This window comes from Zoogloea sp. (assembly GCF_023150065.1).
In the GTDB taxonomy this organism is placed as follows: Bacteria; Pseudomonadota; Gammaproteobacteria; order Burkholderiales; family Rhodocyclaceae; genus Zoogloea.
The window spans coordinates 190,027-215,483 of record NZ_JAKLLN010000006.1; the positions used below are offsets into that span (position 1 = coordinate 190,027).

Annotated in this window: 25 protein-coding genes and 1 tRNA gene; 23 read left to right on the forward strand and 3 right to left on the reverse strand. The window is 67.2% G+C overall.

Going from position 1 to position 25,457, the window contains the following annotated elements; genetic code table 11:
• Nucleotides 1-6: 6 nt before the first annotated feature.
• The 4 genes from L6Q67_RS09885 (at nt 7) to L6Q67_RS09900 (ending at nt 3,942) form a co-directional block, all read left to right on the forward strand.
• The gene (locus L6Q67_RS09885) at nt 7-1,437 is read left to right on the forward strand and encodes a DUF294 nucleotidyltransferase-like domain-containing protein (protein WP_296568571.1); all 1,431 of its coding nucleotides are present in this window, start codon (nt 7-9) and stop codon (nt 1,435-1,437) included.
• A 52-nt stretch (nt 1,438-1,489) separates the two neighbouring features.
• Nucleotides 1,490-1,753, forward strand: a complete 264-nt coding sequence (locus tag L6Q67_RS09890; RefSeq protein WP_296568574.1) for a DUF4212 domain-containing protein — start codon at nt 1,490-1,492, stop codon at nt 1,751-1,753.
• A 6-nt stretch (nt 1,754-1,759) separates the two neighbouring features.
• Nucleotides 1,760-3,814, forward strand: coding sequence for a sodium:solute symporter family protein (locus L6Q67_RS09895; protein WP_296568576.1), 2,055 nt, complete (start codon nt 1,760-1,762; stop codon nt 3,812-3,814).
• A gap of 37 nt (nt 3,815-3,851) precedes the next feature.
• Nucleotides 3,852-3,942, forward strand: a tRNA-Ser gene (locus L6Q67_RS09900).
• A gap of 116 nt (nt 3,943-4,058) precedes the next feature.
• On the opposite strand, the gene L6Q67_RS09905 is transcribed toward L6Q67_RS09900, so the two are convergent.
• From L6Q67_RS09905 to hpaR, 3 genes are all read right to left on the reverse strand, one after another.
• Nucleotides 4,059-4,325 (reverse strand): cupin, encoded by a 267-nt coding sequence (locus L6Q67_RS09905; protein ID WP_296568578.1) that lies wholly within the window; start codon nt 4,323-4,325, stop codon nt 4,059-4,061.
• Between the two features lie 54 nt (nt 4,326-4,379).
• The gene (locus tag L6Q67_RS09910) at nt 4,380-5,561 is read right to left on the reverse strand and encodes an acetylornithine transaminase (protein ID WP_296568580.1); all 1,182 of its coding nucleotides are present in this window, start codon (nt 5,559-5,561) and stop codon (nt 4,380-4,382) included.
• Nucleotides 5,562-5,625: 64 nt separating this feature from the next.
• Complete coding sequence (hpaR, locus tag L6Q67_RS09915) at nt 5,626-6,159, reverse strand: homoprotocatechuate degradation operon regulator HpaR (RefSeq protein ID WP_296568582.1); 534 nt, start codon at nt 6,157-6,159, stop codon at nt 5,626-5,628.
• Between the two features lie 98 nt (nt 6,160-6,257).
• Between hpaR and hpaA the strand changes: the two genes are divergently transcribed.
• The 19 genes from hpaA to L6Q67_RS10010 all read left to right on the forward strand — a co-directional run bounded on the left by hpaA (nt 6,258) and on the right by L6Q67_RS10010 (nt 25,360).
• The gene (hpaA, locus tag L6Q67_RS09920; RefSeq protein WP_296568584.1) at nt 6,258-7,202 is read left to right on the forward strand and encodes a 4-hydroxyphenylacetate catabolism regulatory protein HpaA; all 945 of its coding nucleotides are present in this window, start codon (nt 6,258-6,260) and stop codon (nt 7,200-7,202) included.
• A 136-nt stretch (nt 7,203-7,338) separates the two neighbouring features.
• On the forward strand, nt 7,339-7,587 hold the full coding sequence (locus tag L6Q67_RS09925; RefSeq protein ID WP_296568586.1) for a phenol hydroxylase subunit: 249 nt from the start codon (nt 7,339-7,341) through the stop codon (nt 7,585-7,587).
• Between the two features lie 49 nt (nt 7,588-7,636).
• Nucleotides 7,637-8,629, forward strand: coding sequence for a phenol hydroxylase (locus tag L6Q67_RS09930; protein WP_296568588.1), 993 nt, complete (start codon nt 7,637-7,639; stop codon nt 8,627-8,629).
• Between the two features lie 11 nt (nt 8,630-8,640).
• Nucleotides 8,641-8,913: an MmoB/DmpM family protein gene (locus L6Q67_RS09935; RefSeq protein WP_296568590.1), complete on the forward strand. Its 273-nt coding sequence runs from the start codon at nt 8,641-8,643 to the stop codon at nt 8,911-8,913.
• Nucleotides 8,914-8,936: 23 nt separating this feature from the next.
• Nucleotides 8,937-10,481 (forward strand): YHS domain-containing protein, encoded by a 1,545-nt coding sequence (locus tag L6Q67_RS09940; RefSeq protein ID WP_296568591.1) that lies wholly within the window; start codon nt 8,937-8,939, stop codon nt 10,479-10,481.
• A gap of 11 nt (nt 10,482-10,492) precedes the next feature.
• Complete coding sequence (locus tag L6Q67_RS09945; protein ID WP_296568592.1) at nt 10,493-10,855, forward strand: phenol hydroxylase subunit P4; 363 nt, start codon at nt 10,493-10,495, stop codon at nt 10,853-10,855.
• 10 nt (nt 10,856-10,865) lie between these two features.
• Nucleotides 10,866-11,927: an NADH:ubiquinone reductase (Na(+)-transporting) subunit F gene (locus tag L6Q67_RS09950; protein WP_296568594.1), complete on the forward strand. Its 1,062-nt coding sequence runs from the start codon at nt 10,866-10,868 to the stop codon at nt 11,925-11,927.
• Between the two features lie 327 nt (nt 11,928-12,254).
• The gene (locus L6Q67_RS09955; protein WP_296568596.1) at nt 12,255-13,253 is read left to right on the forward strand and encodes a helix-turn-helix domain-containing protein; all 999 of its coding nucleotides are present in this window, start codon (nt 12,255-12,257) and stop codon (nt 13,251-13,253) included.
• 92 nt (nt 13,254-13,345) lie between these two features.
• A complete protein-coding gene (locus tag L6Q67_RS09960) occupies nt 13,346-14,533 on the forward strand; it encodes an amine dehydrogenase large subunit (protein ID WP_296568598.1) in 1,188 nt (395 codons plus the stop codon).
• A gap of 1 nt (nt 14,534) precedes the next feature.
• Nucleotides 14,535-15,080: a MauE/DoxX family redox-associated membrane protein gene (locus tag L6Q67_RS09965; RefSeq protein ID WP_296568600.1), complete on the forward strand. Its 546-nt coding sequence runs from the start codon at nt 14,535-14,537 to the stop codon at nt 15,078-15,080.
• Nucleotides 15,077-15,691 (forward strand): methylamine dehydrogenase accessory protein MauD, encoded by a 615-nt coding sequence (gene mauD, locus L6Q67_RS09970; protein ID WP_296568602.1) that lies wholly within the window; start codon nt 15,077-15,079, stop codon nt 15,689-15,691. Before L6Q67_RS09965 ends, mauD begins: the two co-directional genes overlap by 4 nt.
• A 3-nt stretch (nt 15,692-15,694) precedes the next feature.
• Nucleotides 15,695-16,231 (forward strand): methylamine dehydrogenase light chain, encoded by a 537-nt coding sequence (locus L6Q67_RS09975; protein WP_296411642.1) that lies wholly within the window; start codon nt 15,695-15,697, stop codon nt 16,229-16,231.
• Entirely contained in the window at nt 16,228-16,695 is a 468-nt protein-coding gene (locus L6Q67_RS09980; protein ID WP_296568605.1) for a cytochrome c, read from the forward strand. The genes L6Q67_RS09975 and L6Q67_RS09980 overlap by 4 nt, the downstream gene beginning before the upstream one ends.
• 12 nt (nt 16,696-16,707) lie before the next feature.
• Complete coding sequence (locus tag L6Q67_RS09985; RefSeq protein WP_296568611.1) at nt 16,708-17,139, forward strand: hypothetical protein; 432 nt, start codon at nt 16,708-16,710, stop codon at nt 17,137-17,139.
• Between the two features lie 202 nt (nt 17,140-17,341).
• Entirely contained in the window at nt 17,342-18,724 is a 1,383-nt protein-coding gene (locus L6Q67_RS09990; RefSeq protein WP_296568613.1) for a DUF1329 domain-containing protein, read from the forward strand.
• A 34-nt stretch (nt 18,725-18,758) separates the two neighbouring features.
• A complete protein-coding gene (locus L6Q67_RS09995) occupies nt 18,759-20,387 on the forward strand; it encodes a DUF1302 domain-containing protein (RefSeq protein WP_296568615.1) in 1,629 nt (542 codons plus the stop codon).
• Between the two features lie 77 nt (nt 20,388-20,464).
• Nucleotides 20,465-22,858, forward strand: a complete 2,394-nt coding sequence (locus L6Q67_RS10000; protein ID WP_296568616.1) for an efflux RND transporter permease subunit — start codon at nt 20,465-20,467, stop codon at nt 22,856-22,858.
• Nucleotides 22,859-22,869: 11 nt separating this feature from the next.
• Nucleotides 22,870-23,886, forward strand: a complete 1,017-nt coding sequence (locus L6Q67_RS10005; protein ID WP_296568618.1) for a YCF48-related protein — start codon at nt 22,870-22,872, stop codon at nt 23,884-23,886.
• A gap of 31 nt (nt 23,887-23,917) precedes the next feature.
• Nucleotides 23,918-25,360 carry an aldehyde dehydrogenase family protein gene (locus L6Q67_RS10010; protein ID WP_296568620.1) on the forward strand — a complete coding sequence of 481 codons (1,443 nt, stop codon included), beginning with the start codon at nt 23,918-23,920 and terminating at the stop codon, nt 25,358-25,360.
• Nucleotides 25,361-25,457: the final 97 nt, after the last annotated feature.

The window sequence follows — 25,457 nt, forward strand, 5'->3', positions numbered from 1 at the left end:
GTGGACATGACATCCTCCGGGATGGACACCCGCCCCTTTGCCACCGCCGGCCTGGGCGGGCTGCTGCGCCGGCCTCCGGTGGGGGCGTTGCCCGATGTGACAGTGCGCGACGCCCTGCGCCGGATGATGGCAGAGCGGGTTGGCAGCGTGGTGGTGATCGACGACCAGGCCGCACGCCCCCTTGGCGTGCTCACCCAGCGGGATGTCATCGAGCGCGTCGTGCTGCCCGGTGGTGACCTCGAGGAGGCCGTGGTGGGTGTGATGACGGGGGGCGTCGTGTCCCTGCCGCTGGCGGCAAGCGCCCACCAGGCTCGCCTGAGCCTGGCGCGCCACGACCTGCGTCATCTGGTGGTGGTGGACGCTGACGGGGCCTTCGCCGGCGTCGTGTCCCGGGGGGATCTCTACGCCAGCCGCAGCCTCGACGGGGAAGACCTGGTGGAGGCCATCCACGCCGCCGGCACCATCGATGCCCTGGCCGCCGCGGCGCGCCGGATCCGCGAGGCCGCCGGACGCATGGTGGAGGAGGGGGCGAGCGCCGGCCACGTGTGCGAGTGGATCGCCATTCTCAATGACCTGGTGGTGCTGAGTGCCGTCGATCTGGCCGAGGCCGAGTTCGACCTGCCCCTGGTGCCCTGGTGCTGGCTGGCCTTCGGTTCCGAAGGGCGGCTGGAGCAGACCCTCGATACCGACCAGGACAACGGCCTCGTCTTCGTGCCCGAGACCGAGGCCGACACCGAACCCCTGCGCCAGCGCTTCCTGCCCTTCGCCCGGCGGGTCAATGCCCTGCTCGATGCCTGCGGCTTTCCCCTGTGCAAGGGCGAGGTGATGGCGGGCAACCCGCGCTGGTGCCTGTCCATGACCGAATGGCGCGGGCAGTTTGCCGGCTGGATCAGTTCGGCAATGCCCGATGACCTGCTCAACGCCACCATCTTCTTTGATTTCCGGGCCGTCGCCGGCGATGTCGGCCTGGCCGCGTCGCTCCAGCGCTGGCTTCTGGCCAGCACCGGCGACAACGCGCTCTTCCTGCGCTTCATGGCCGACAACGCCCTGCGCGGTGGGCCGCCCCTGGGGCGCATCCGCGACTTCGTGGTGGACAAGGAGAGCGGCCTGCTTGATCTCAAGCGCGACGGCAGCCGGATCTTCGTGGACGCGGCGCGCATCCTGGCCCTGGCCCTCGGTATTTCCGATACCGCCACCGCGGGGCGCCTGCAGGCCGCCGGCAGCCTGCTCGGTTGGCCGCGGCGCGAGGTGGATGCCTGTGTGGAGGCCTTTGATTTCATCCAGCAACTGCGCCTCCGTGGTCAGCAGGAGAAGGCCGGTCCGCCCAACCGGATCGCCCCCGCCGCCCTCAATGAGCTCGAAAGGGCCTTCCTCAAGGAGTCCTTCCGCCAGGCCCGCAAGCTCCAGCACCGGCTCCAGCTGCGTTACCAGTTGTGAGGCCGCAGCCTGGCGGGCGCTATACTCGCAGCCGTCGAGAGGGGAATACAGATTGAGCGATATCCGCGCAAGGCAGCGGGCGTACTGGCGGGCCACCCTGCGACTGACCTGGGTCCTGTTGCTGGCCTGGGCTGCGGCCAGCTTCCTGCCCGGCTGGTTTGCCGACGACCTGAACGCCTTCAGCTTCTATGGCTGGCCCCTCGGTTTCTACATGGCGGCCCAGGGTGCGCTGATCATCTTTCTGCTGATCGTGTGGATCTACGACCGCTGGATGACCCGGCTGGAACGGCGCTATGGCCTGTATGACGAAGACTGAGCGCCAATGACGACCACGCCCGCCCTGTTCCGCCGCCTCGGGCGCTACTACGCCTTCTACGCGGTGGGTTTCGTGTGCCTGGTGGTCCTGCTGGCGGTGGCCGAGCAGTTCGGCCTGAGCCCGCGCTGGATCGGCCAGATCTTCCTGTTCTCCACCATCGCCATCTACGCCGCCATCGGCGTGATGAGCCGCACCTCCGACGTCTCCGAGTATTACGTGGCCGGCCGGCGGGTGCCGGCCCTGTTCAACGGCATGGCCACCGCCGCCGACTGGATGAGCGCGGCCTCCTTCATCGGCCTGGCCGGCACCCTGTACTACACCGGCTTCGTCGGCCTGGCCTTCGTCACCGGATGGACCGGGGGCTACGTGCTGGTGGCCCTGTTGCTGGCCCCCTTCCTGCGCAAGTTCGGCCAGTTCACCATCCCCGACTTCCTCGGCGCCCGTTACGAGGGGCACTTCGCGCGGGTCGTGGGCGTGTTTGCCGGCGTGCTCGCCAGCTTTGTATATGTGGTGGCCCAGATCTACGGGGTCGGGCTCATCACCAGCCGCTTCATCGGCATCGAGTTCGAGATCGGCGTCTTCGTCGGCCTGGCCGGCATCCTGGTGTGCTCCTTCCTGGGGGGCATGCGCGCCGTCACCTGGACCCAGGTGGCCCAGTACCTCATCCTCATCATCGCCTACCTGGTGCCGGTCACCATCCTCTCCTACAAGGTCACCGGCGTGCCGGTGCCCCAGGCCGTCTATGGTGAGGTCCTGCGTGACCTGGGGGTCAAGGAGCTGGAGCTCTTCTCCGAGCCCCGGGAGAACGAAGTCCGCAACCAGTACCGCTACCGGGCCGATGAGTACGCCCGCAAGATCGCCGACCTGCCCGAATCCCTCGCCGCCGAGCGTACCGGCCAGGTCGAGCGGGTCACCGAGTTGCGCACCCAGGGCGCCCCCGCCCGCGAGATCGCCGCCGCCGAGCGCACCCTGCGGGATCTGCCGCGCACACCCGACGAAGCCCGCCTCAAATGGGAGCGCGCCCGCCAGGACAGCCTGGCCCGCTCGGTCCACCCGCCCCCCCATGCCGAAGCCCACCCGGGCAACGACCAGGCCGCCAAGGACAGCGCCCGCAACAACTTCATCGCCCTCACCTTCGTGCTGATGGTGGGCACCGCCGCGCTGCCCCACATCCTGATGCGCTACTACACCACGCCCAGTGTGCGTGAGGCCCGGCGCTCGGTGTTCTGGTCACTGTTCTTCATCTTCCTGCTGTACGTCACGGCCCCGGCCTATGCGGTGTTTGCCAAGTGGGAGGTGTACAGCAACCTCATCGGTACCGACATCGGCAGCCTGCCCGGCTGGGTCGCGTCCTGGGGCAAGGTCGGGCTGGTGAAGGTCGAGGACATCAACGGCGACGGCATCCTGCAGTTGGCCGAACTCACCATCAACAGCGACGCCATCCTGCTCATCATCCCCGAGATCGCCGGCCTGCCTTACGTGGTGTCGGGCCTGGTGGCGGCGGGGGGGCTGGCGGCGGCCCTGTCCACGGCCGACGGCCTGCTGCTGACTATCTCCCATGCCCTGTCCCACGACCTCTATTACAAGATGGTCAATCCCCAGGCCTCCACCCAGCGTCGCCTCGTGATCACCAAGTCCCAGTTGCTGGTGGTGGCGGTGGTGGCGGCATGGGTGGCGTCCCTGCGGCCGGACAGCATCCTCTTCATGGTCGGCCTGGCCTTCTCCATCGCCGCCTCGGCCTTCTTCCCTGCCCTGGTGCTGGGCATCTTCTGGAAACGCGCCAACAAGTGGGGGGCCGTGGCCGGCATGCTGGCAGGGCTCGGCATCACCCTGTACTACATCATGCGCACCCATCCCTTCTTTGGGGGCAGCATGGGCGATGCCTGGTTCGACATCCACCCCATCTCCTGCGGTGTTTTCGGTGTGCCGCTGGGTTTCATCGTGATCGCCGTGGTCAGCCTCCTCACCCCACCCCCACCCCTGGAGGTTCAGGCCCTGGTGGACTTCGTTCGCATGCCCGACCAAAGGCGGCAGGCCAGCGCATTTGAAAATAACCTTTGACTTTTTTCAGTTCTGGTATATAGTGCCGCCTCCACTTGGAGAGGTGGATGAGCGGTTTAAGTCGCACGCCTGGAAAGCGTGTTCAGGGTAATACCCTGACGCGGGTTCGAATCCCGCCCTCTCCGCCAAATACAAAGCAAAGACGCCCCTTTCGGGGCGTTTTTGCTTTCTGCCCCACAATCACCCGGTCTTGCATCGGCGTGGGGAGGCCGAGTCAATTCGACCCCACGGGCAGGCTCCCGCCTCAGCGTCGCCCTACCAGATAGCGCACACCCTCCGGGCCGTAGCTCTCCGCATGGGGCTGCTCCGCCGCCAGGTGAAAGACACCGCCCACCCGGTACAGCCGGCTCTCCCCGTCCGCGACGATGCGGATTTCGCCGGCCAGGATCAAGGCCAGGGCTTCGAAAGGGTGGGTGTGCAGGTCGAGCTGACCGTGGGCCTCGCGTTCGACGATCACGGTCTGGCTGAAGCCTTCGTCGCGAAGGCGGTTCTCGAAGGTGTTCTGGTCCATGGTGACCTCCGGGCGGAACTGGGGCGGACGCCGGGCGGCGTCCGCCGGTGGTGCTTACTGCCCCAGCAGCGCGTCCAGCATCTCGATCATCTGGTCGATCTCGCCCTCGCTCACATTGAGCGCCGGCATGAAGCGCAGCAGGTTGGGGCGGGGGGAGTTCAGGAGCAGGCCGACCGGGTTCTGCTCGAGGGCCGCCTTGACCAGGGCCGGGCCGCGGTCGCTGTCGAGCACCAGGGCGCGCAGCATGCCGCTGCCCCGTTCGCCGCCCAGGCTGTGGCGGGCGGAGAGCTCGAGCAGGCGCTTCGACAGGTATTCGCCCCGGGCGCGCACGCCGGCCAGGAAGCCGTCGGCCAGCAGGGTGCGCAGCACGGCCACGCCCACGGCGCTCATCAGCGGGTTGCCGTTGTAGGTGCCGCCCTGGTCGCCGGGCACGAAGCAGCAGATCTCTTCGCGGGCGAGGAGGGCGGCCAGGGGCACGCCGCCGCCGATGCCCTTGCCCAGGGTCATGATGTCGGGCTCGATGCCGGCGTGCTCGTAGGCAAACAGGCTGCCCGTGCGGCCGATGCCGGACTGCACTTCGTCCACGATCAGCAGCAGGCCGTGTTCGCGGGTGAGCTGGCGCAGGGCCTGCAGGAAGGCCGGGCTGGCGGGGATGACGCCGCCTTCCCCCTGCACGGGTTCGAGCATGATGGCCACGGTGCGCTCGTTGATCAGGGCCTTCACCGACTCGATGTCGTTGAGCCCGGCCTTGGGGAAGCCCGGCACCTGGGGGGCGAACAGGGTGTCCCAGCCGGCCTTGCCGGAGGCCGACATGGTGGCCAGGGTGCGGCCGTGGAAGCTGTGGTCGAAGGTGATGATCTCGTAGGCGCCGCCCTTGTGCACCTGGCCCCACTTGCGGGCCAGCTTGATGGCGCCCTCGTTGGCTTCGGCTCCGGTGTTGGCAAAGAACACCCGGTCGAACACCGAGTTGGCGGTGAGGAGGCCGGCCAGCTCGATCATCGGGCCGTTGTAGAAGGCCGGGCTGGGGTTGAGCAGGGTGCCGGCCTGGCGCACCAGGGCGTCGCGGATCTGGGGCGGACAGTGGCCGAGGCAATTGACGGCCCAGCCCTGGATGAAGTCCAGGTAGGACTTGCCCTGATGGTCGAACAGCCAGCTGCCTTCGCCTCGCACGAAGACGAGGTCGGGCCGGTTGGTGATGGTCATGAGGGCGTCGGTACTGTGGTCGCCGTAGTGCACTGTTCTACTCCGCATTCTTGGGGGTTGAGGGCAATGGGGTGCCCGAGGCCGAAAAGTGTAAACCTTAAGGCTTGGCCGTTGCGCGCGTATTGCTGCGGGGGGCGCGTTTGCGCTTCTCGGTGGCGCCGGGGGCCGGGCTGGCCGATGGCAGGCTGATGCGCTCCACCGGGCCGTGGGGGCCGGTGATGACCTTGTCGAGCACGGTGTACAGCTCGTCGATCAGCTCGCGCCCGAGGGCCTCCTCGAGCTTGCGGTACTGGGCCTGGATCAGCGGGGCGATCTCCTCCACCAGCTCGCTGCCCCGGGGGCTCAGGCGGACGATCACCCGGCGCTGGTCTTCGGGCACCCGGCTGCGGCTGATCACGCCCATGTCGTCCATGCGGGCCAGCACGCCGGCCAGGCTGGGGCTGAGGATCTGGCAGATGTCGCAGATCTCCCAGGGTTCGAGCTGCTCGCGCTCGCTCAGCACGCGCAGGATGCGCCACTGCTGCTCGGTGAGCCCGAAGTGGTTGAGGATGGGGCGGAAGTGGCAGATCAGCTCCTCCCGGGCTTTCAGGAAAAGCTGGGGCAGGTTGCGGTAGGAAATCCTGCTCTGCATGGGGTGTCGTGCTCCTGTGATGGGGGAGCGGAGGCTCCCGTGACCAACGCCCAATGATACCTGTTGACTCCCTAACATCGGAGTGATCTTCTTGCGGCATGTCCGCCGTTGATCCTGCCGGCCGCTCCGTGGAGCGCCCCCCGTCCATCCCCGACATCCACATCACCCGGATCTACGAGGGGGATCCGGAGTGCGACGTGCATTACGAGACCTTCGGCCGGCTGGCCGAGATCTTCGGGCGCAACACGTCGGCCCACCGCCACTCGCGCTTCTACCAGGTACATCTGCTGGTGCGCGGCAGCATCAGCCTGCAGCTGGACGACCAGGCCTATTTTGCCGAGGCGCCGCTGGTCTTCATCACCCCGCCGGCCATCCCCCACGCGTTTTATTCCGAAGAGCACACCGACGGCCACGTGATCACCGTGCGCCAGGACGTGGTGCGGGCCTGGTACGCGTCCCTGCCCGGGCAGTGGCCGGAGGCCCAGCTGCGCGAGCCGGCTTTTCTGCCCCTGGGCGGGGCGGCCGGCGAAGTGCAGGCCGAGGCCGCCCGCCTGGTGCAGTTGGCCGAGCTGCTGCAGCAGGAGTTCGGCGGGCGCGGCAAAGGGCGCTCGGCGGCGGTGCAGGCCCTGGGCCTGTGCTTCTTCATCAGCCTCAACCGCCTGCTCGCCAGCCACGTGCCTGCGCAGCCTCTCAAGCGTGAGCGGGGCGAGGATCTGCGCATCTTCCTGAGCTTCTGCGACCTGGTCGAGGTGAGCTTCCGCGATCACCTGACCCTGCCTGACTACGCCCGCCAGCTGGCCGTCACCGAGGCCCGCCTCAACGATGTGTGCCGGCGCATGGCCAACCTGCCCTCCAAAGAGGTGGTCCACGACCGCCTGCTCCAGGAGGCGCGGCGCCTGCTGCGCTTCTCCACCACCCCGGTCGGCGAGCTGTCCTACCAGCTCGGTTTTGCCGACCCGGCCTACTTCTCGCGCTTCTTCACCCGGCGGGTGGGCACCACGCCCAGCCAGTTCCGCATTCAGCACCAGGATCAGATCCGCTGATCCAGCCATAAACACCCCTGGCTTTGAAAAGTACAAGCCAAGGCGCTGATCGTCCATTCACTAACATATTACTGTTTGCTCTAATGCCCCCATGCCGGCGCGTTCGATGCCGGCCGTGCAACCAGGAGGCGGGGCCATGGAAGACCAGCAGTTCGACGTGACGCGCAAGTTCGTGCGGGTGACCGGTGAGCGTGACGGCGGCCTGGTCGAGTTCGAGTTTTCGGTGGGGGAGCCCGAGCTGGCGGTGGAGCTGATCATGCCCCGCGCCGCCTTTGAGGCCTTCTGCGCCGACAACCGGGTGACCGTGCTGGACGCGGCATCGGCCCGCCCCGAGGGCGACTTTGCCTGGAACCTCCACGACGCCACCCACCAGCGCTTCCGCTGAGCCCGCCCCAGGCCCCCGCTACCCGACACCCGAGGAGTAGGAGAACACAATGAGCATGGATCTTCGCACCATCACCATCGAGCCCCTACGGCAGACCTTCGGCCACCTGGCCCGGCGCATGGGGGCCGACAAGCCGGCCTCCCGCTACATGGAAGGCACGATGGACCTGCAGCCGGTGGAGAACTACCACTACCGCCCCACCTGGGACCCGTCCCACGACATCTTCGACCCCACCCGCACCCGCGTCACCATGAAGGACTGGTACGCGCTCAAGGACCCGCGCCAGTTCTTCTACGGCGCCTGGACCCTGGCCCGGGGCCGCATGCAGGAGACCGCCACCGCCGACTTCGACCTGGCCGAGGAGATGGGCCTCGCGGCGGGCTACCCCGCCGACGGCAAGGCCGTGGTCAATCAGGTGCTGCTGCCCCTGCGCCATGTGGCCTGGGGTTCCAACATCAACAACTCCTACATCGCCGCCTACAGCTACGGCATCGCCATCTCCCAGGCCACCGCCTACGCCTGCATGGATCAGCTCGGCATCGCCCAGTTCATCACCCGCCTGGCCATCTCCCTGGACGAGATCGACGCCCTGGCCGAGGCCAAGCAGGCCTGGCTGAAGGCACCGGCCTGGCAAGGGCTGCGGCATTACATCGAGGACCAGATGGTCATGGATGACTGGTTCGAGCTCTTCGTGGCCCAGAACTTCGCCCTCGAGGGCCTGCTCTTTCCGCTCATCTACGACAAGCTCAACGACCGGCTCAACGCCGCCCACGGCCCGGTGATGACCCTGCTCACCCGCTTTCAGCGCGAGTGGTACGCCGAAAACGTGAAGTGGGTGGACGCCGTGCTCAAGGCTGCCGCCGCCGACAACCCCGCCAACAAGGCCCTGCTGGGCGAGTGGATCCGCGCGGCCCGCCAGCGCTCCATCGAGGTGCTCACCCCGGTGGCCGAACTGGGCTTCGGTGCCGAGGGCGCCGCCGTCCTGGACGAGGTCGTCCAGCAACTCGATGCCCGCGCCGCCAAGGCCGGCATCCCCCTGTAAAGAGGCTCCCCATGACATCCAACGCCTTCATCGCGTTTCAGAAGAACGAAGAGACCCGCTGCATCGTCGAGGCCATCGTCGAGGACAACCCCGCTGCCGTGGTGGTGGATCAGCCCGCCATGGTCAAGGTGGACGTGCCTGGCCGCCTGGTCATCAAGCGCGCCACCGTGGAAGAAAAGATGGGTCGCGACTTCGACCTGCAGGAGCTGCAGCTCCACCTGATCACCATCTCCGGCCACCTGGACGAGAGCGACGACGAGTTCGTCCTGTCCTGGCAGCGCTGAACCGACACCCAAGGAGAGACAGCATGGACATGAAAGTTGCCAAGAAGCTCGGCCTCAAGGAGCGCTACACCATGATGACCCGGGATCTGGCCTGGGACACCACCTTCCAGCCGATGGACAAGGTCTTCCCCCAGGTGGGCTACGAAGGCATCAAGATTCACGACTGGGACAAGTGGGAAGACCCCTTCCGCCTGACCATGGACGCCTACTGGAAATACCAGGCCGAGAAGGAGCGCAAGCTCTACGCCATTCTCGATGCCTTCAACCAGAACAACGGCCACCTGTCGGTTACCGACGCCCGCTACATCAACGTGCTCAAGCTCTTCCTGGGCTCCACCCCGCCGCTGGAACTGATGGCTGCCCGCGGCTTCAGCATGGTGGCCCGCCAGATGGTCGGCGCCGGCCCCCGCGTGGCCTGCATGATGCAGTCGGTGGATGAGTACCGCCACTTCCAGACCCAGATCCACTCCATCAGCAACTACAACCGCTTCTACAACGGCCTGGACGAGTTCGCCCACCAGCAGTCGCGCATGTGGTACCTGTCGGACGGCAAGTCCTTCTTCGACGACGCCATCACCGCCGGCCCCTTCGAGTTCATGGTGGCCATCGGCTTCGCCTTCGAATACGTGCTGACCAACATCCTGTTCGTGCCCTTCATCTCGGGTGCCGCCTACAACGGCGACATGGCCGCCATGACCGTGGGCTTCTCGGCCCAGTCGGACGAGGCCCGCCACATGACCCTGGGCCTGGAGTGCATCAAGTTCATGCTCGAACAGGACCCGGACAACCTGCCCATCGTGCAGCGCTGGATCGACAAATGGACCTGGCGCGGCACCCGCAAGCTGGCTTCGGTGGGCATGATGATGGACTACATGCTGCCCAAGCGGATCATGAGCTTCAAGGAAGCCTGGGAGATCTACTTCGAGCAGAACGGCACCGCCCTGTTCACCGATCTGGCCCGCTACGGCATCAAGGTGCCCAAGTGCTTCGAGCAGACCATCGAGGAGAAGGAGCACATCACCCACCAGTCGTGGATCGGCTTCTACATGAAGCCCGACGCCACCCCCTTCCATACCTGGATGCCCCAGCCGGAAGAGCTCGACTGGCTGTCCGAGAAATACCCCAACACCTTCGACAAGTACTACCGCCCGGTGTACGAGTACTGGATCGAGCAGGAGAAGGCCGGCAACCGCTTCAACAACAAGACCCAGCCCATGAACTGCCAGGTCTGCGTGTCCACCATCAAGTTCAACGAGCCCGGCGACCCGATGGAGATGTGCTTCCGCGAGACGGAGTACAAGGGCGAGAAGTTCCACTTCTGCTCCGACCACTGCAAGGAGATCTTCGAGGACGAACCCGAGAAGTACGTGCAGACCTTCATCTCGTCCCACGCCGCCCTGCAGGGCAAGTGCGAGCCTGAAGGCACCGACGTGAATGCCCACGACTACCGCCCGGGCGCCCGCATGCACGCCTACTGGCGCATGGACAAGCGCGCCAGCGGCGACTTCAACGGCTCGGAAGACCAGAAGAACTTTGCCAAGTGGCGCGCCCAGGCCACCCGGAACTGAGGAGCACGATCATGACCCAGCTGAAAACCCTGGCCCCCTACGACTTCCCCTCCAGCGACGCTGTCGACAACTACGCCGGCCGCCAGCTGCTGTACATCAACTGGGAGCGTCACCGCATGTTCTCCCGGCCCTTCGTGCTGGCCCTGCCGCCGGAGACCCTGTTTGGCGAGATCATCGACACCCACATGACAGACTGCTTCAGCTATCACCCCGACTGGGCGCAGATCGACTGGAGCGCGGTGCAGTGGCTCAACGGCAGCCGCCCGGTCGTGCTCGATCGCAACAAGAGCCTGGCGGACAACGGCATCGGTCACAAGGACCTGATCCGCTTCATCACCCCCGGTCTCGACGGCATCGCCGGCTCGGGCTACTGAGGACGGCAGCATGAGTTACGAGCTGACCATCGAGCCCCTCGGCCGCAGCATCGAGGTCGAGGAGGGCCAGACCATCCTCGACGCCGCCCTGCGCGCCGGCATCTTCCTGCCCCACGCCTGTGGCCAGGGCTACTGCGCCACCTGCAAGGTCACCGTGACCGATGGCGAGGTGGACCAGGGCAACGCCTCCAACTTCGCCCTGATGGACTACGAGCGTGACGAAGGCAAGGTGCTGGCCTGCTGCGCAAAGCTCGAGTCCGACCTGGTCATCGAGGCCGAGATCGAGACCGACGACGACGCCCGCGACATCCCGGTGCGGGACTATCACGGCGTGGTGAGCCGCATCGAAGACCTGACGCCCACCATCAAGGGCGTGTGGATCACCCTCGATGACGGTGAGCACCTGGACTTCCAGGCCGGCCAATATGTGAACCTGCAGCTGCCCAATGACATGGGCGTGCGCGCCTTCTCCCTGGCCAACCCGCCTTCGGCGGGCAACGAGGTGGAGCTGAACATCCGCATCGTCCCCGGCGGGGCAGGCACCACCTGGATCCACCAGTCTCTCGGGGTGGGAGACCGCCTGTCTCTCAGCGGGCCCTACGGGCGCTTCTTCGTGCGCCGCTCGGCAGGCCTGCCGTCCCTGTTCATGGCTGGTGGTTCCGGCCTGTCGAGCCCGCGCTCCATGATCCTCGACCTGCTGGAAAGCGGCAGCCCCGAGCCGATCACCCTGGTCTACGGCGCCCGCAACCAGGCCGAGCTGTACTACCACGACGCCTTCCTGGCTCTGGCGGCGCAGCACCCGGGCTTCAGCTATGTGCCGGCCTTGTCCGAGGAGCCCGCCGACAGCGACTGGAGCGGCTTCCGCGGCTATGTGCATGAGGCCGCCCGGGCCCACTTCGACAATGACTTCCGCGGCCACAAGGCCTACCTGTGCGGCCCCCCGATCATGATCGAGGCCTGCATTTCGACGCTGATGCAGGGGCGCCTGTTCGAGCGGGACATCTACACCGAAAAGTTCTTTTCCGCCGCCGACGCCCAGCAGGTGCGCAGCCCCCTGTTCAAACGCGTCTGATCTCCCTCCCTGTTCCGTCCTCTCCCGGGACGGCTTGAATCGGGTATCCGCCCTGGTGGTGGATACCCGTTTTTTTTTGGCTTTTCCCCTTGCGGGCTCTCCAGCCCGCCCTGCCGCCTTCTTCTGGTGCAGCGGGCGCCTCCCTGGTGCTCCGACCCCCCGGGCTTCCGTACGCAGATCTCAAAAAATCAACACCTTAGGGATCAGGCACGCTCCGCGTTCCGCTTGGACGGCTTCTTGCTTTGTTGCGCTGCACATTGACGAATCCGCCCATATTACTAATATGTTAATAATTAAACATGACGTAACCGCTTTCGGAGAGCGTAAATGAACCTGATCCTTGAATCTGCCGTCGGGCATGGCGCGGTCCGGTACCGCGAGAGCCGCAACGCCGATGTGGACCAGCAGGCCGCTGCGCTCATCTACGAGCGCTGGGGGCAGCGTTACGACCAGCTCTCCCCGGGGCGCTTCGCCGGCTCCATGGACGAGATCCAGCTGCCCGCCCTGACCCTGATCCGCGAGACCAGCAACCGGGTGATCCTGCAGAAGGGCTGCACGCCGCCGGGGGTGTTCGCCATCGGCGCCGTGCTCAGCCAGGAGGATCACGGCTATCACTGCGGCGAGCTCATGCGGCCGCGCTCGGCGGCCCTGCTCGACCCGAAGACCGAGTTCGAGATCCGGACCCCCGAGAGTTTCGACCTGGTGGCGGCCGTGTTCTCGCCGCGGGAGCTGTGCGCCCATCTCGACGACCCGACCATCGATCACCGGGAGCTTGAGAACGACCTGCTCAAGAGCGCCAAGATCATCGATCGGGCCTACCCGGGCCTGCTCGCCGATTTTCTGCTGCGGGCCTTCGAGAGCAGCCGCGAGAACTCGGAATACCTGCTGATCCCCTCCAACCTCAAGCAGCTGGCGGAGGAGTTCTATGCCCTGCTCAACGAAACGGTCAGCGCGGGGCAGGGGGCGCAGGCTGCCGGGGTGTGCCCCAACCGGGAGCGCATCGTGCGCCGGGTGCGGCGCTTTCTGGATGCCAACCCCGAGTCGGCCCTCAGCATCACCGACATCTGCGACGAGGTCGGGGTGACGCGCCGGACCTTGCAGAACGCCATCCAGGAGGTCTTCGGCATCTCGCCCCAGCACTACCTCAAGGCGATCCGCCTCAACGGCTTCCGCCGCGCCCTCAAGGCCCGCGACCCCCTGCGCGAATCCATCGGCGACGTGGCGGCGCACTGGGGCTTCTGGCACCTGTCCCAGCTGGCCCAGGACTATCGCCGCCTGTTCGGCGAACTGCCGTCCCAGACGGGCACCCGCCGGCTCCATTCCTGACGCCCGTTTTTTTCCAATTCTTGATACAGCCTCCCGGGAGCGCCGCCAGATACTGACCCCGCATTCTCAACAGAGTCGAGCGAGGTCGGAAGATGCACAAGAACACCATCCTGATCGCCCTGATCCTGCAAGCCGCGCTTGCGGGAAGCAGCGCGGCGGGCGAGGCCGGGCGCCCACCCCCAACCCAAGCCCCAACCCAAGCCCCGTTACCGGAAGAGGAAATCACCGTCGAGCGCCTGGCGCCGGCCGACGGCAACCGCCTCTACGTCATCGACCCGGCCTTCGGGCACATGGTGGATGGCCGCACCCACGTGCTGGACGGCGCCAGCGGGCGCTTCCTGGGCATGATCGGCACCGGCTTCGGCGCCCTCATGCTCCCGTCCCGGGACGGCCGCAGCCTCTACGCGGTCACCACCTACCACCCGCGCCTGTCCCGCGGGCCGCGCACCGACGTGGTGGAGATCCATGATGCCCAGAGCCTTGAGCTGAAGGCCGAGATCGACATCCCGCCGCGCCGCGCCCAGGGCATCTCCTACCGCAGCATGCTGGCCAGCAGTGCCGACGGGCGCTTCCTGTACATCCAGAACGCCACCCCGGCCACCTCGGTGGGCATTGTCGATCTGGTGACGAAGAAGCACGTGGGCGAAGTCCAGACCCCCGGCTGCTGGTCCATCCAGGCCTGGGAGCAGGGCTACCGCTTCTCCGCCATCTGTGGCGACGGCACCCTGCTCACCGTGACCCTCGACGACGCAGGGCAGGCCGTGTCCCGGGAGCGCAGCGGCAAGTTCTTCGACCCGGACACCGATCCCATCTACATCCACCCGGAGATCAGCGGAGACCAGCGTTACTTCGTGTCCTACACCGGCAATGTCTATGGTGTGCGCCTGAGCGGCGATGCGCCGGCCTTCAACGCCCCCTGGCCCTTGCTCGACGCCCGTGACCGCAAGCAGGCCTGGCGCCCGGGCGGCCTGCAGATCAGCGCCCTGCACCGGGCCAGCGACACCCTGTTCGTGAACATGCACGACAAGGGCGCCGAGGGCACCCACAAGAACCCCTCGAAGGAGATCTGGGCCTTCGACCTGAAGACCCGCAAGCGCACCGCCCGCCTGCCCTCCAACCATGCCGTGTCGCTGGCGGTGAGCCAGGGCGCCCAGCCCCTGCTCTACAGCCTCAACCTGGAGGCGGCCACGGTGCAGGTCCGCCGCGTGGCGCCGGGCTATCCCAAGGTCCGGGACATCACCGGCGTGGGCGAGACTTCGATGTTCATGGAGGTGAAGTGACATGGGCCCCGATTCTCTTGCCATCGACCCGGTCGTCCTGCGCGGCGTGGCGGCGGCTCTCAGCGTCGTGCTGATCCTCGGTGCCCTGGTCAAGCTGCGCGACATGGAGCTGTTCCGCTACGCGGTGGACAACTACCGCCTGCTCCCCGACGCCCTGGTACCCGGCTTCGCCTGGGGCTTCGCGCTCTCCGAACTGGCCGCCGGCGTCGGGCTGCTCTTCCCGGCCAGCCAGGGCGGGGCGGCGTGGCTGGCCCTGGCGGTGCTGGGCCTGGCCAGCGCCGGGGTGCTCATCAACCTGAGCCGGGGCATCGACCGCATCGAATGCGGCTGCGGCACCGGCGGGCAGCGCATCTCGGCGGGGCTGGTGGCCCGCAACGGGGTGCTCGCCGCCCTGGTGGCCCTGTGCGCCACCGACGAGCTGCCGCGCGCCCTCGGCCTCATCGATCACTTCAGCGTCGCCGGCATCGCCCTCGTGCTGCTCGCCCTCTATGCCAGCGCCAATCAGCTGCTGGCCAATCAACCCCTTCTCAAGGAGATTCACTCATGAGCGATCCGCTGATGATTTCCGTTGTTGCCCTGTGGGTGCTGGTGCTGGCCCTGGGCGTGTGCGTGCTGGCCCTGTCGCGGCAGATCGGCATCCTGTATGAACGCGTGGCCCCCATGGGCGCGCTGATGATGGACAACGGCCCCAAGGTGGGCGAGCCCGCCCCGGTGGTGGAGGTGACCGACTGGAACGGCCGCGCCCTGAGCGTGGGTGGCCCCATGGCCAGGAGCAACCTGGTGTTCTTCCTGTCGCCCACCTGCCCGGTGTGCAAGAAGCTGCTGCCCATCATCCGCTCGGTGCAGGCCCGGGAGGGCCGGTGGCTGAACGTGGTGCTGGCCTCGGACGGCGATCGTACCGAGCACGCCGAGTTTCACGCCAAGCACCGGCTGGGGGAATTCACCTACGTCCTGTCCCAGCCCCTGGGCATGACCTACCGCATTGCCAAGCTGCCCTACTGCGTGCTGCTGGATGCCGGCGGCACCGTGCGCGCCAAGGGGCTGGTCAACTCCCGCGAGCAGGTGGAGAGCCTGCTCAGCGCCTACGAGCACGGGGTGGCCTCGGTGCAGGAGCACATCGACCGCCGCGTCATCGACGCCGTGCCGGAGCGGGGGTGAGCCATGAACTTCCTCAAACTCTTTGACAGCCTGGCCGAGCGCAGCACCCGGGGCGTGGCCCAGCGCTCGGCGCGGCGCGGCTTTCTGGTGGGCGTCAGCAAGATGCTGGTGGCCGGGGCCTTTGCCCTGCCGGTGCTGCCCTTCGACCGCACCGTGCAGGCCGCCGGCAATGCCGGCCGCAAGAAGGCCGAGCCCACCGACACCGACTGCGATTACTGGCGTTACTGCAGCGTCGATGGTTTTCTGTGTTCGTGCTGCGGCGGCAGCATGACCACCTGCCCGCCGGGTACCACGCCGTCGGCCGTGTCCTGGGTGGGCACCTGTCACAACCCCGCCGACGGCCGCGACTACCTGGTCAGCTACAACGACTGCTGCGGGCGGACCACCTGTGGCCGCTGCGGCTGCAACACCAACATCCGCGAGCGGCCGGGCTACCGCATGGGCGTGCACAACGACATCAACTGGTGCATGGCCAACCAGAGCAGCCTCTATCACTGCACGGTGTCCATCATCGTCGGGCTCGAGGAGGGGCAGTCATGAGCGCCCCCGGTCAGGGCGCCGCCCACCGGTTTGCCCTGGCCCTGCTGGTTGCGGCAGCGGCGTCGGCCGGCGCGGCCGATGGCAAGGCGGTCTATGACGCCCACTGCGCGGCCTGCCACCAGCCGGACGGGGCCGGCGCCCTGGGGCTGGCGCCGCCCCTGGCCGGCACGCTGGGCAAGCGCATGTCCGCTGGTGCCGGCCGTCAGTATTTGCCGGGCATCCTCATGTCGGGCCTCGCCGGCAGGATGGAGTCGAAGGGGGTGGTGTACACCGGGGTGATGCCCTCGTGGCAGCAGCTCTCCGACGACGAACTGGCGGCAGTGGCCAATCATGTGCTTGCCGCTTTCAATGGGGCCAGCCTTCCGGCCGATCACCAGCCCTTCACGGCAGCGACCTTCTCGGCGCTGCGCGACAGCAAGCCCACCGCCAAGGCCCTGCGGGCCTGGCGGGCCGAATCCGACTGAGGAGGGCGCTCCATGTCCCTGCGTCAACGTCTGGCGGGTGGCCTGCTGGCCCTGGCCGCCTGCAGCACCCTGGGGGCCACTGAGGTGGAGAAGAAGAACTACCGCCTGTACTGCATGGGCTGCCACCAGCTGGACGGGGCCGGCTCGCCGGTCAATGGCATCCCGGCCATGCGCGACCAGGTGGGGCACTTCTTGCGGGCGCCCGGGGGGCGCGCCTACCTGTCCCAGGTGCCCGGCACCCTCAACACGCCCCTGGGAGACAAGGACACGGCGGCCCTGCTCAACTGGGTGCTGGTCAACATCGGTCGCGGCAGCCTGCCCGCCGATTTCACCCCCTACAGCGCCGACGAGGTGGCCCGCTACCGCGCCTCCGTCCCCGAGGATGTTCCGGGGCTGCGCGCCCGGTTGATGGATTACCTGGAGCGCCAGGAGAGGGGCCGTTGACGGCCAGGGCGGCCAGTGCCCCAACTGCCATGGCAGATCCGGGCCGACATGTCCTTGATCGGCGCTAAGTGACCGCCGTCGGGGAGAAAAGTTGCCGATTTTTGATAACGAGCGGCACCCCCCGATTTCTACACTCGATTCCACCAATCAAGCAGTCCGGGCCCGGCGGGATGCCGCCTCCCTCACCCCACAGGAGGTTCACATGTTCAAGATGCGAAAGGTGGGCGCCGTGCTGGCCGCCCTGTCAGCCCTCACCGGCAGTGTTCAGGCGGCCACCGAGGCCGATGCGGCAAAACTGGGCAAGGAACTCACCCCCGTGGGCGCCGAGAAGGGCGCCAACAAGGATGGGTCGATCCCCGCCTGGCAGGGTGGCGACGCGGCCACGCCGGGCTGGGCCTATGGCAAGAGCCGGGCCGCCCACTTCAAGTATCAGGGTGACAAGCCCCTCTACAGCATCGACGCCACCAACGTGGATAAATACGCCGACAAGCTGTCGCCGGGCCAGATCCAGCAGATCAAGCAGGCCAAGGGCTACAAGATGGATGTCTATCCGTCTCGCCGTACCTGTACCAACCCCGATTTCGTGACCGAGAACACGAAGAAGAACGTCACCACCGCCAAGCTCGGCCCCGATGGCTGGAGCCTCAAGGAGGCCACGGTGCCGGGCATCCCCTTCCCGCTCCCCAAGAGCGGTACGGAGGTGATGTGGAACGTGAAGATGAAGTACGCGGGCGCGGGCTTCGAGCTGCCTACCCTGTACACCGCCCTGTCGCCGCGCCAGGGGGCCAGCGAGTGGATCGCCGCCACCTCCACCCAGACCTATTACTTCCCCTGGGGCAAGAAGGGCTCGACGGCCCTGTCGTCCCTGCCGCCGGTGGAGTACTTCACCTACTTCTCCTACAAGTCGCCCACGGCGCTGGCGGGGCAGTCCCTGGCCATCACCAACTACCTCGACAAGACCAACGAGGTTTACTACTACTTCCCGGGCCAGCGCCGCGTGCGCCGCATGCCCACCTATGCCTACGACGCGCCGCAGATCGGCTTTGAAAACCAGTACACGATGGATGAGCCGCGCATGTTCAACGGCACCATCGAGCGCTTCGACTGGAAGCTGGTGGGCAAGAAGGAGCTGATCGTCGGCTACAACGCCTTCGGCATGTATGACCCGAGCGTCAAGTTCAACGACGTGGCCAAGGACACCGGCGTGAACAGCGCCAACCGCCGCTACGAGCAGCACCGGGTGTGGGTGGTCGAGGCCACCGTCAAGCCGGGCGTCCGTCACGTCGCCCCCAAGCGCACCTTCTATGTGGACGAGGATAGCTGGGCCATCGTGGTGGCCGACGACTACGACGCCCAGGGCAAGCTGTGGAAGCTCCGTGAAGGCTTCGTCATCCCGGTGTATGAGACCGGCAGCTGCGACAACCCGTCCTTCGTCCAGTACAACCTGATCGACAACCGCTACCTGCTGGACCAGGGCCCCCTGGGCGGTGGCAAGGACATGCGCTGGTTCGTCGAGGCCAACGATCCCAAGCTCAAGGAGGGCTTCTACACCTCCGACAACCTGCGGGCCATCAGCGAGCGCTGATCCGGATACCTGACCCCCCAAGGAGAACCCTTCCATGCGCAAGGTATTCAGGATGACAGCCGCGGCTGTCCTGGCCGGTGCCGCCGGCTCTGCTGCTGCCGTGACCTTCGAGACCGAGAGTGTATCGGGCAGCTTCGATTCCACCATCAGCTTCGGCCTGGGTGTGCGCACCCAGGACCCGTCCTGCAACCTGGTGGCGGCCGGGGCCAGCGGCAAGAACGCCCCCGCCGGCTGCACCACCGTTGCTGGTGTCGGTGACCAGGGCAACATCAACTACGCCAAGGGCGACGCCTTCACCACCTATCTCAAGGGCACCCACGAGCTGCTGCTCAAGATGCCCGACGACTGGAAGTTCATGGGCCGCGTGAGCTGGCTGCGGGATTTCTCCGCCACCCACACGACCGGGGCGGTCAGCGCCGCCACCGGCCCCAACGGCTACACCGCCTCCCTGTCGGACGAGGCCGAGAAGGATCTGCGCTTCAAGGCCCGCCTGCTGGATTTCTGGGTGAGCAAGGAGTTCTCCGTCGGCGAGCAGCGGGCCCGGGTCCGCGTTGGCAACCAGGTGATCAGCTGGGGTGAGAGCCTCTTTCTGCCCGGCGGCATCAACCAGACCAATGCGCTGGACATCATGCGCCTGTCCCAGCCGGGCACCCAGCTGAAGGAGGTCTTCCTGCCGGCGCCCATCGTCAGTTTCGCCACCGGCCTGGGCAAGGGTGTCAACGTCGAGGCCTATTACCAGACCAAGTGGAACGACAACTACTTTCCGCCCACCGGCAGCTACTGGTCGATGGTGAACGGTCTGGGTCGGGGTGACGGCACCTACGGCCTGCCCCGGCGCAAGGCCAAGGACTCGGGCCAGTACGGCGCCGCCGTGCGCTGGCAGCCCGAAGGCACCCAGATGAACCTGGGCTTCTACGCCATGGCCTACCACGACAAGGCGCCCCAGCTGAGCTTCGAGAAGGGGCCCGAGTGGGTGTATGCCCAGGACCGCCGGGTGTATGGCGTGTCCGCCAACATGCCCGTCGGCGACTGGGCCGTGGGCACCGAGCTGTCCTACCGCCCGAAGGACGCGGTGTCCCTCAACCCCAACCTCGATGGCTGCGCCGCCAACAACGGGCGCTGCTGGGTGGACGAGAAGAAGTACCAGTGGCATCTCACCGGCATCCTGAGCATGACCCCGGGCGACTACGGCGGCATCCTCGGCCTGCTCGGCAACGCCTCCACCGCCACCCTGATGGTCGAGGGCGTCGCCACCTGGTATCCGGGCCTGCGCAAGCACTACAAGGGCGAGCCCATCGGCGCCGGGGTGTGGGGCTGGGGCCAGGAGTTCGATCTGGGCGGCACCGCCCAGGCCGTGGGCGACAAGCTTTCGGCGGGCTACAACCTGGACTTCAGCTGGGTGTACGACGGCAGCCTGATCCCGGGCTGGCAGGTGATCCCCGAGGTGTATTTCTTCCACGCCGTCACGGGTCGCACCCCCAACTCGTCGGGCCTGTTCATGGAAGGGGCGAAGTCGGCCAACTTCATCGTCACCTTCATGCAGAACCCGGCCAACTGGCAGTTCGGGCTCAACTACGCCAAGTTCTGGAGCGGCTCGCGGGTGTTTGACCAGCCCTACGCAGACCGCGACTTCGTCGGCGCCTACGTGTCGCGCAACTTCTGAAGACCGCCGCCGGGGGGCACCCAGCCTCCCGGCCAGCCGGCGCCCGCGCGAACACGAACCCCAGTGGATGACAGAGCATGATCAACCTATTCAGCGTCGATGACGTGGACCACCTGCTGACCCGCACGCTCAAGGGTCTGGAGGATTTCTGCTTCCGGTACCGGACGCCCTTCCTGATCTGGCTGGCGGTGTTTACCGCCGTGATGGGCTACTTTGCCCTGCAGCTGCGTATGGAGGCGGGCTTCGAGAAGCAGATGCCCACCGGCCACGAGTACATCGAGACCTTCAAGGAATACCGCAACGACGTGCTCGGGGCCAACCGCCTCAACATCGTCGTCAAGGCCCGCAAGGACACCATCTGGACCCAGGCCGGCCTGACCCGCCTGTACGAGGTGACCCAGGCCGTGATCTACCTGCCCAGCGTCGACCGCCTGGGCGTGCAGTCCCTGTGGACCCCCAACAGCTTCGTCAACGAGATCACCGAGGAGGGCTTCCGGGCCGATCCGCTGATCCCCGGCACGGTGATGCCGGCGCAGCTCAACCCGGAGATCATCGCCGGCATCCAGCGTTCGGCGGGGCAGGGCGGCTTTGTCGGCACCCTGGTGTCCCGCGACCAGACCAGCGCCATGATCGTGGCCGAGCTGGCCGAGGTGGACAAGGACGGCAAGCAGATCGACTACGTGGCCTACAACCAGCAGCTCGAAGCCCTGCGCGCCAAGTTCGAGGACGCCGACTTCGAGATCCAGATCATCGGCTTCGCCAAGCAGATCGGCGACATCGCCGACGGCGCCGCCTCGGTGCTGGAGTTCTGCGCCGTGGCCCTGGTGCTCACTGCCCTGGCGGTGTACTGGTATTGCCACTCCCTGCGCTTCACCCTGCTGCCCATCGTGTGCTCCTTCACCTCGCTGGTGTGGCAGTTCGGTGCCCTGCGCCTGCTGGGCTTTGGCCTTGATCCGCTGGCCGTGCTGGTGCCCTTCCTGGTGTTCGCCATCGGGGTGTCCCACGGGGTGCAGCAGATCAACTTCATCGTCCGCGAGCTGTCCCACGGCAAGACCACCGAAGAGGCGGCCCGCGCCAGCTTCTCGGGGCTGCTCATCCCGGGCGTGCTGGCGCTGGTGACGGCCTTCGTGTCCTTCATCACCCTGATCATGATCCCCATCCCCATGGTGCGGGAGCTGGCGATCACCGCGTCCCTGGGGGTGTTCTTCAAGATCACCACCAATCTGGCCATGCTGCCCATCGCGGCCTCGTACTTCCACTTCACCAAGGCCTACGCCCAGGAAGCCATGGTCAAGCGAGACCGGCGCGCCCGCTGGCTGCGCACCCTGGCCCGGGTGGCCGAGCCGCGCAACGCCCTGGTGGTGATCGTCATCACCACCGCCGTGTTCGGCGTATCGGTGTGGCAGAGCAGCGACCGGGTGATCGGCACCCTGCAGCCCGGCGCCCCCGAGCTGCGCCCCGAGGCCCGCTTCAACCGCGACGCGGTGGCCATCTCGGAAAACTACGACACCGGCCTCGACTGGCTCACCGTGGTCTTCGAGGCGCCCGCCGGGGCCTGCGAGAACGTGGCCCTGGGTGCCTACCAGGACCGCTTCGTGTGGGACCTGCAGAACACCGAGGGCGTGCTGTCGGCGATCTCCTTCTCGGGGCAGCTGCGCACCTACAACGAGGGCTACAACGAGGGCAACCCGAAGATGTCGGCCATCCCCATCGACCCGGGCAACTACGCCGCCCTGGCCACCGAGATCGGCCGGATGCGCGGCTTCATGCGCAAGGACTGCAGCATGACGGCGGTGCATCTTTTCCTCACCGACCACAAGGCCACCACCATCAGCCGCGTCATCGACAAGGTCAAGGCCTTCCGGGCCGCCCACCCCATGGAGGGGGTGAGCATCCGCCTGGCCTCCGGCAACGCCGGCGTGCTGGCCGCGGTGAACGACGAGGTGGAGCACAGCGAGATGCCCATGATGCTCTACGTCTATGGCGCCATCATCATCCTGGTGGCCCTGGTGTACCGCGACTTCCGGGCCGTGATCGCGTGCTGCCTGCCCCTCACGGTGGGCACCTTCATCGGCTACTGGTTCATGAAGGAGCTGGAGATCGGCCTCACGGTGGCGACCCTGCCGGTGATGGTGCTGGCGGTGGGCATCGGCGTGGATTACGCCTTCTACATCTACAACCGCCTGCAGATCCACATGGCCCAGGGCGAGGACATCGTCAAGGCGCTGGAGCACTCCATCCTGGAGGTGGGCACCGCCACCATCTTCACCGCCATCACCCTGGCCGTGGGCGTGGCTACCTGGGCCTTCTCCGACCTCAAGTTCCAGGCCGACATGGGCAAGCTGCTGGCTTTCATGTTCATGGTCAACATGGTCATGGCCATGACCGCGCTGCCGGCCTTCGCCGTGTGGCTCGAGAAGCTCTTTCCCCGGCGGGGCCCGGTGCGGGCGCCCGGCATCCTGGCCCACTGAAGGTGCGCATCATGACTCCTCTTTCACGTTTCTCCCGCACGCGGCCATCCTTGCTGCTGACCCTGGCGCTGGGCCTCCTGGCCGGCCCGGCCCTTGTCCTGGCCCAGGCGCCCGGGGGAGGGGGCACAGCCCTGACGCCGTCGCCCGCCGTGCGCTCGTCGGCGGCCACCCAGGCGCCCATGCTGGGTGCCGCCCGGGCCGGCAAGCGCATCGTTGCCGTGGGGGACTACGGCACCATCCTGCTCTCGGATGACGACGGCCAGCACTTCCGTCAGGCGGGCAGCGTCCCCGTCTCGTCGACCCTGACTGCGGTCAGCTTTGCGGATGAGCGCCAGGGCTGGGCGGTCGGCCACTGGGGCGCCATCCTGCACACCGCCGATGGCGGCGAGACCTGGTCGGTGCAGCGCACCGACACGGCGGAAGACCGGCCGCTGTTCTCTGTGCACTTCTTCGACGCCCGGGAGGGGGTCGCCGTGGGCCTGTGGTCCCTGGTCCTGAAGACCCGGGATGGGGGCAATACCTGGACCCCCGTCGAGCTGCCTGCGCCCCCCGAGGGCGGCAAGGCGGACCGCAATCTCTTCAAGCTCTTTGCCTCCGCCCGGGGCAGCCTGTTTGTGGCTGCCGAGCGGGGAATGGTCCTGCGCAGCGACGACCACGGGGACACCTGGCGTTACCTCAACACGGGCTACAAAGGCTCCTTCTGGTCGGGAACGGCCCTCGCCAACGGCAGTCTGCTGGTGGCGGGGCTGCGCGGGACCCTGTACCGCAGCACCGACGACGGCCGTAGCTGGGCCCCCGTGGCCACCGGGAGCAAGAGCTCCCTGACCGACCTGGTCGCCGTGGGTGGCCGGGTGGTCGGTGTCGGGCTGGATGGCGTCCAGATCGAGAGTACCGACAGCGGCGCCAGCTTCAGCTGGACCCAGCGCGACGACCGCCTGTCCATGACGGCGGCGGTGGCTGCCGGGGCCGATGGGCTGGTGCGTTTCTCGAAGCGCGGTGTTGTCCAGCCTGGCCCGACCCATAACTGATCACGCATCAAACCAGACCAGAGGAGCAGAGATGGAGACCTACATGATGAGCATCGGCGGTCAGCCGGTGCAGGCCGAGCGCACTTTCGGGGTCGTCAACCCGGCGACAGGCGAGGTGTTTGCCCGGGTTCCGGCGGGCAACACGGCACACCTGGACAGCGCCGTGGCCGCTGCGCGGGCGGCCTTTCCGGCCTGGAGCCGGACGCCCGATGCCGACCGCCAGGCCGCCGTGCATGCCCTGGCCGGCGTGCTTGAGCGCCACATGCCCGAGCTGATGGACCTGGTGACCCGGGAGACCGGCAAGCCCCTGGGGGGGCTCAACGGCGTCGGCGCCGGTATGGAAGTGGGCGGAGCGATCGCCTGGACCCATGTGACCGCCGATCTGTCGCTGCCCGTCGAGGTGATCCAGGACAACGAGCAGGCGCGCATCGAGGTGCATCGCAAGCCCCTGGGCGTGGTGGGCTCCATCACCCCCTGGAACTGGCCGCTGATGATCGCCATCTGGCACGTCATGCCGGCCCTGCGGGCGGGCAACACGGTGGTGCTCAAGCCCTCCGAGCTGACTCCGGTGGCCACCCTGCGCTTTGTCGAGCTGGCCGGCGGAGTGCTGCCGCCGGGCGTGCTCAACGTCATCTCGGCCGAGCGCGAGGCCGGTGTCGGTGAGGCCATGGCCACCCACCCCGGCATCGACAAGATCGTATTCACCGGCTCAACGCCCACCGGCCGCCGCATCATGGCCGCCGCCGCCGGCAATCTCAAGCGCCTGACCCTGGAGCTCGGCGGCAACGACGCCGGCATCGTGCTCCCCGATGCTGCCCCCGGGGCCGACCCCGAGGCCCTGGCGGCCCGGCTGTTTGGCGTGGGCTTTCACAACAATGGCCAGACCTGCGCCTGCCTCAAGCGCCTTTACGTGCACGACAGCCTTTACGAGCCCCTGTGCCAGGCCCTGGCCCGCCTGGCCCGGGACGCGGTGGTGGGCGACGGCCTGCAGGCCGATACCCAGCTCGGCCCGGTGCAGAACGCCCGCCAGCGTGACTACGTGCATGCCCTGGTGGAGGACGCCCGGGCCCAGGGCGCCCGCGTGCTGTCGGGCGGCCAGCTGCCGGAAGGCGCCGGCTACTTCTATCCGCCCACCGTGCTGGCCGACGTGCGCGACGGCATGCGCGTGGTGGACGAGGAGCAGTTCGGCCCGGTGCTGCCGGTGATCCGCTACAGCGACATCGACGAGGTGATCGCCCGGGCCAACGACAACCCCAACGGCCTCGGCGGTTCCCTGTGGTCCTCCGATCCGGCCGGGGCGGCCGCGCTGGCGCTGCGCCTGGAGTGCGGGTCGGTGTGGATCAACGAGCACGGCGCCATCCAGCCCGACGCACCCTTCGGCGGGGTCAAGCAGTCGGGCATCGGCGTGGAGTTCGGGCGTTACGGGCTGGAGGAGTACACGACCATCCAGACCGTGAAGATCATGAAGGGCTGAGCCCTGCACCCACCGGATCGTCTCTCCCTGTGCCGGGCTGCCGCCCGGCCATTGATGGATGGCCGGTTTTCTTGCTTGGGCCGCCCCATGCGGCAAG

Coding starts and splice junctions, on each gene's coding strand:
- L6Q67_RS10005 (WP_296568618.1), top strand. CDS start 22,870: ATGACTCCTCTTTCACGTTTCTCCCGCACGCGGCCATCCTTGCTGCTG.
- L6Q67_RS09940 (WP_296568591.1), top strand. CDS start 8,937: ATGGACATGAAAGTTGCCAAGAAGCTCGGCCTCAAGGAGCGCTACACC.
- hpaR (WP_296568582.1), bottom strand. CDS start 6,159: ATGCAGAGCAGGATTTCCTACCGCAACCTGCCCCAGCTTTTCCTGAAA.
- hpaA (WP_296568584.1), top strand. CDS start 6,258: ATGTCCGCCGTTGATCCTGCCGGCCGCTCCGTGGAGCGCCCCCCGTCC.
- L6Q67_RS09930 (WP_296568588.1), top strand. CDS start 7,637: ATGAGCATGGATCTTCGCACCATCACCATCGAGCCCCTACGGCAGACC.
- L6Q67_RS09985 (WP_296568611.1), top strand. CDS start 16,708: ATGTCCCTGCGTCAACGTCTGGCGGGTGGCCTGCTGGCCCTGGCCGCC.
- L6Q67_RS09905 (WP_296568578.1), bottom strand. CDS start 4,325: ATGGACCAGAACACCTTCGAGAACCGCCTTCGCGACGAAGGCTTCAGC.
- L6Q67_RS09965 (WP_296568600.1), top strand. CDS start 14,535: ATGGGCCCCGATTCTCTTGCCATCGACCCGGTCGTCCTGCGCGGCGTG.
- L6Q67_RS10000 (WP_296568616.1), top strand. CDS start 20,465: ATGATCAACCTATTCAGCGTCGATGACGTGGACCACCTGCTGACCCGC.
- L6Q67_RS09945 (WP_296568592.1), top strand. CDS start 10,493: ATGACCCAGCTGAAAACCCTGGCCCCCTACGACTTCCCCTCCAGCGAC.
- mauD (WP_296568602.1), top strand. CDS start 15,077: ATGAGCGATCCGCTGATGATTTCCGTTGTTGCCCTGTGGGTGCTGGTG.
- L6Q67_RS09925 (WP_296568586.1), top strand. CDS start 7,339: ATGGAAGACCAGCAGTTCGACGTGACGCGCAAGTTCGTGCGGGTGACC.
- L6Q67_RS09995 (WP_296568615.1), top strand. CDS start 18,759: ATGCGCAAGGTATTCAGGATGACAGCCGCGGCTGTCCTGGCCGGTGCC.
- L6Q67_RS10010 (WP_296568620.1), top strand. CDS start 23,918: ATGGAGACCTACATGATGAGCATCGGCGGTCAGCCGGTGCAGGCCGAG.
- L6Q67_RS09990 (WP_296568613.1), top strand. CDS start 17,342: ATGTTCAAGATGCGAAAGGTGGGCGCCGTGCTGGCCGCCCTGTCAGCC.
- L6Q67_RS09975 (WP_296411642.1), top strand. CDS start 15,695: ATGAACTTCCTCAAACTCTTTGACAGCCTGGCCGAGCGCAGCACCCGG.
- L6Q67_RS09955 (WP_296568596.1), top strand. CDS start 12,255: ATGAACCTGATCCTTGAATCTGCCGTCGGGCATGGCGCGGTCCGGTAC.
- L6Q67_RS09885 (WP_296568571.1), top strand. CDS start 7: ATGACATCCTCCGGGATGGACACCCGCCCCTTTGCCACCGCCGGCCTG.
- L6Q67_RS09980 (WP_296568605.1), top strand. CDS start 16,228: ATGAGCGCCCCCGGTCAGGGCGCCGCCCACCGGTTTGCCCTGGCCCTG.
- L6Q67_RS09935 (WP_296568590.1), top strand. CDS start 8,641: ATGACATCCAACGCCTTCATCGCGTTTCAGAAGAACGAAGAGACCCGC.
- L6Q67_RS09960 (WP_296568598.1), top strand. CDS start 13,346: ATGCACAAGAACACCATCCTGATCGCCCTGATCCTGCAAGCCGCGCTT.
- L6Q67_RS09895 (WP_296568576.1), top strand. CDS start 1,760: ATGACGACCACGCCCGCCCTGTTCCGCCGCCTCGGGCGCTACTACGCC.
- L6Q67_RS09950 (WP_296568594.1), top strand. CDS start 10,866: ATGAGTTACGAGCTGACCATCGAGCCCCTCGGCCGCAGCATCGAGGTC.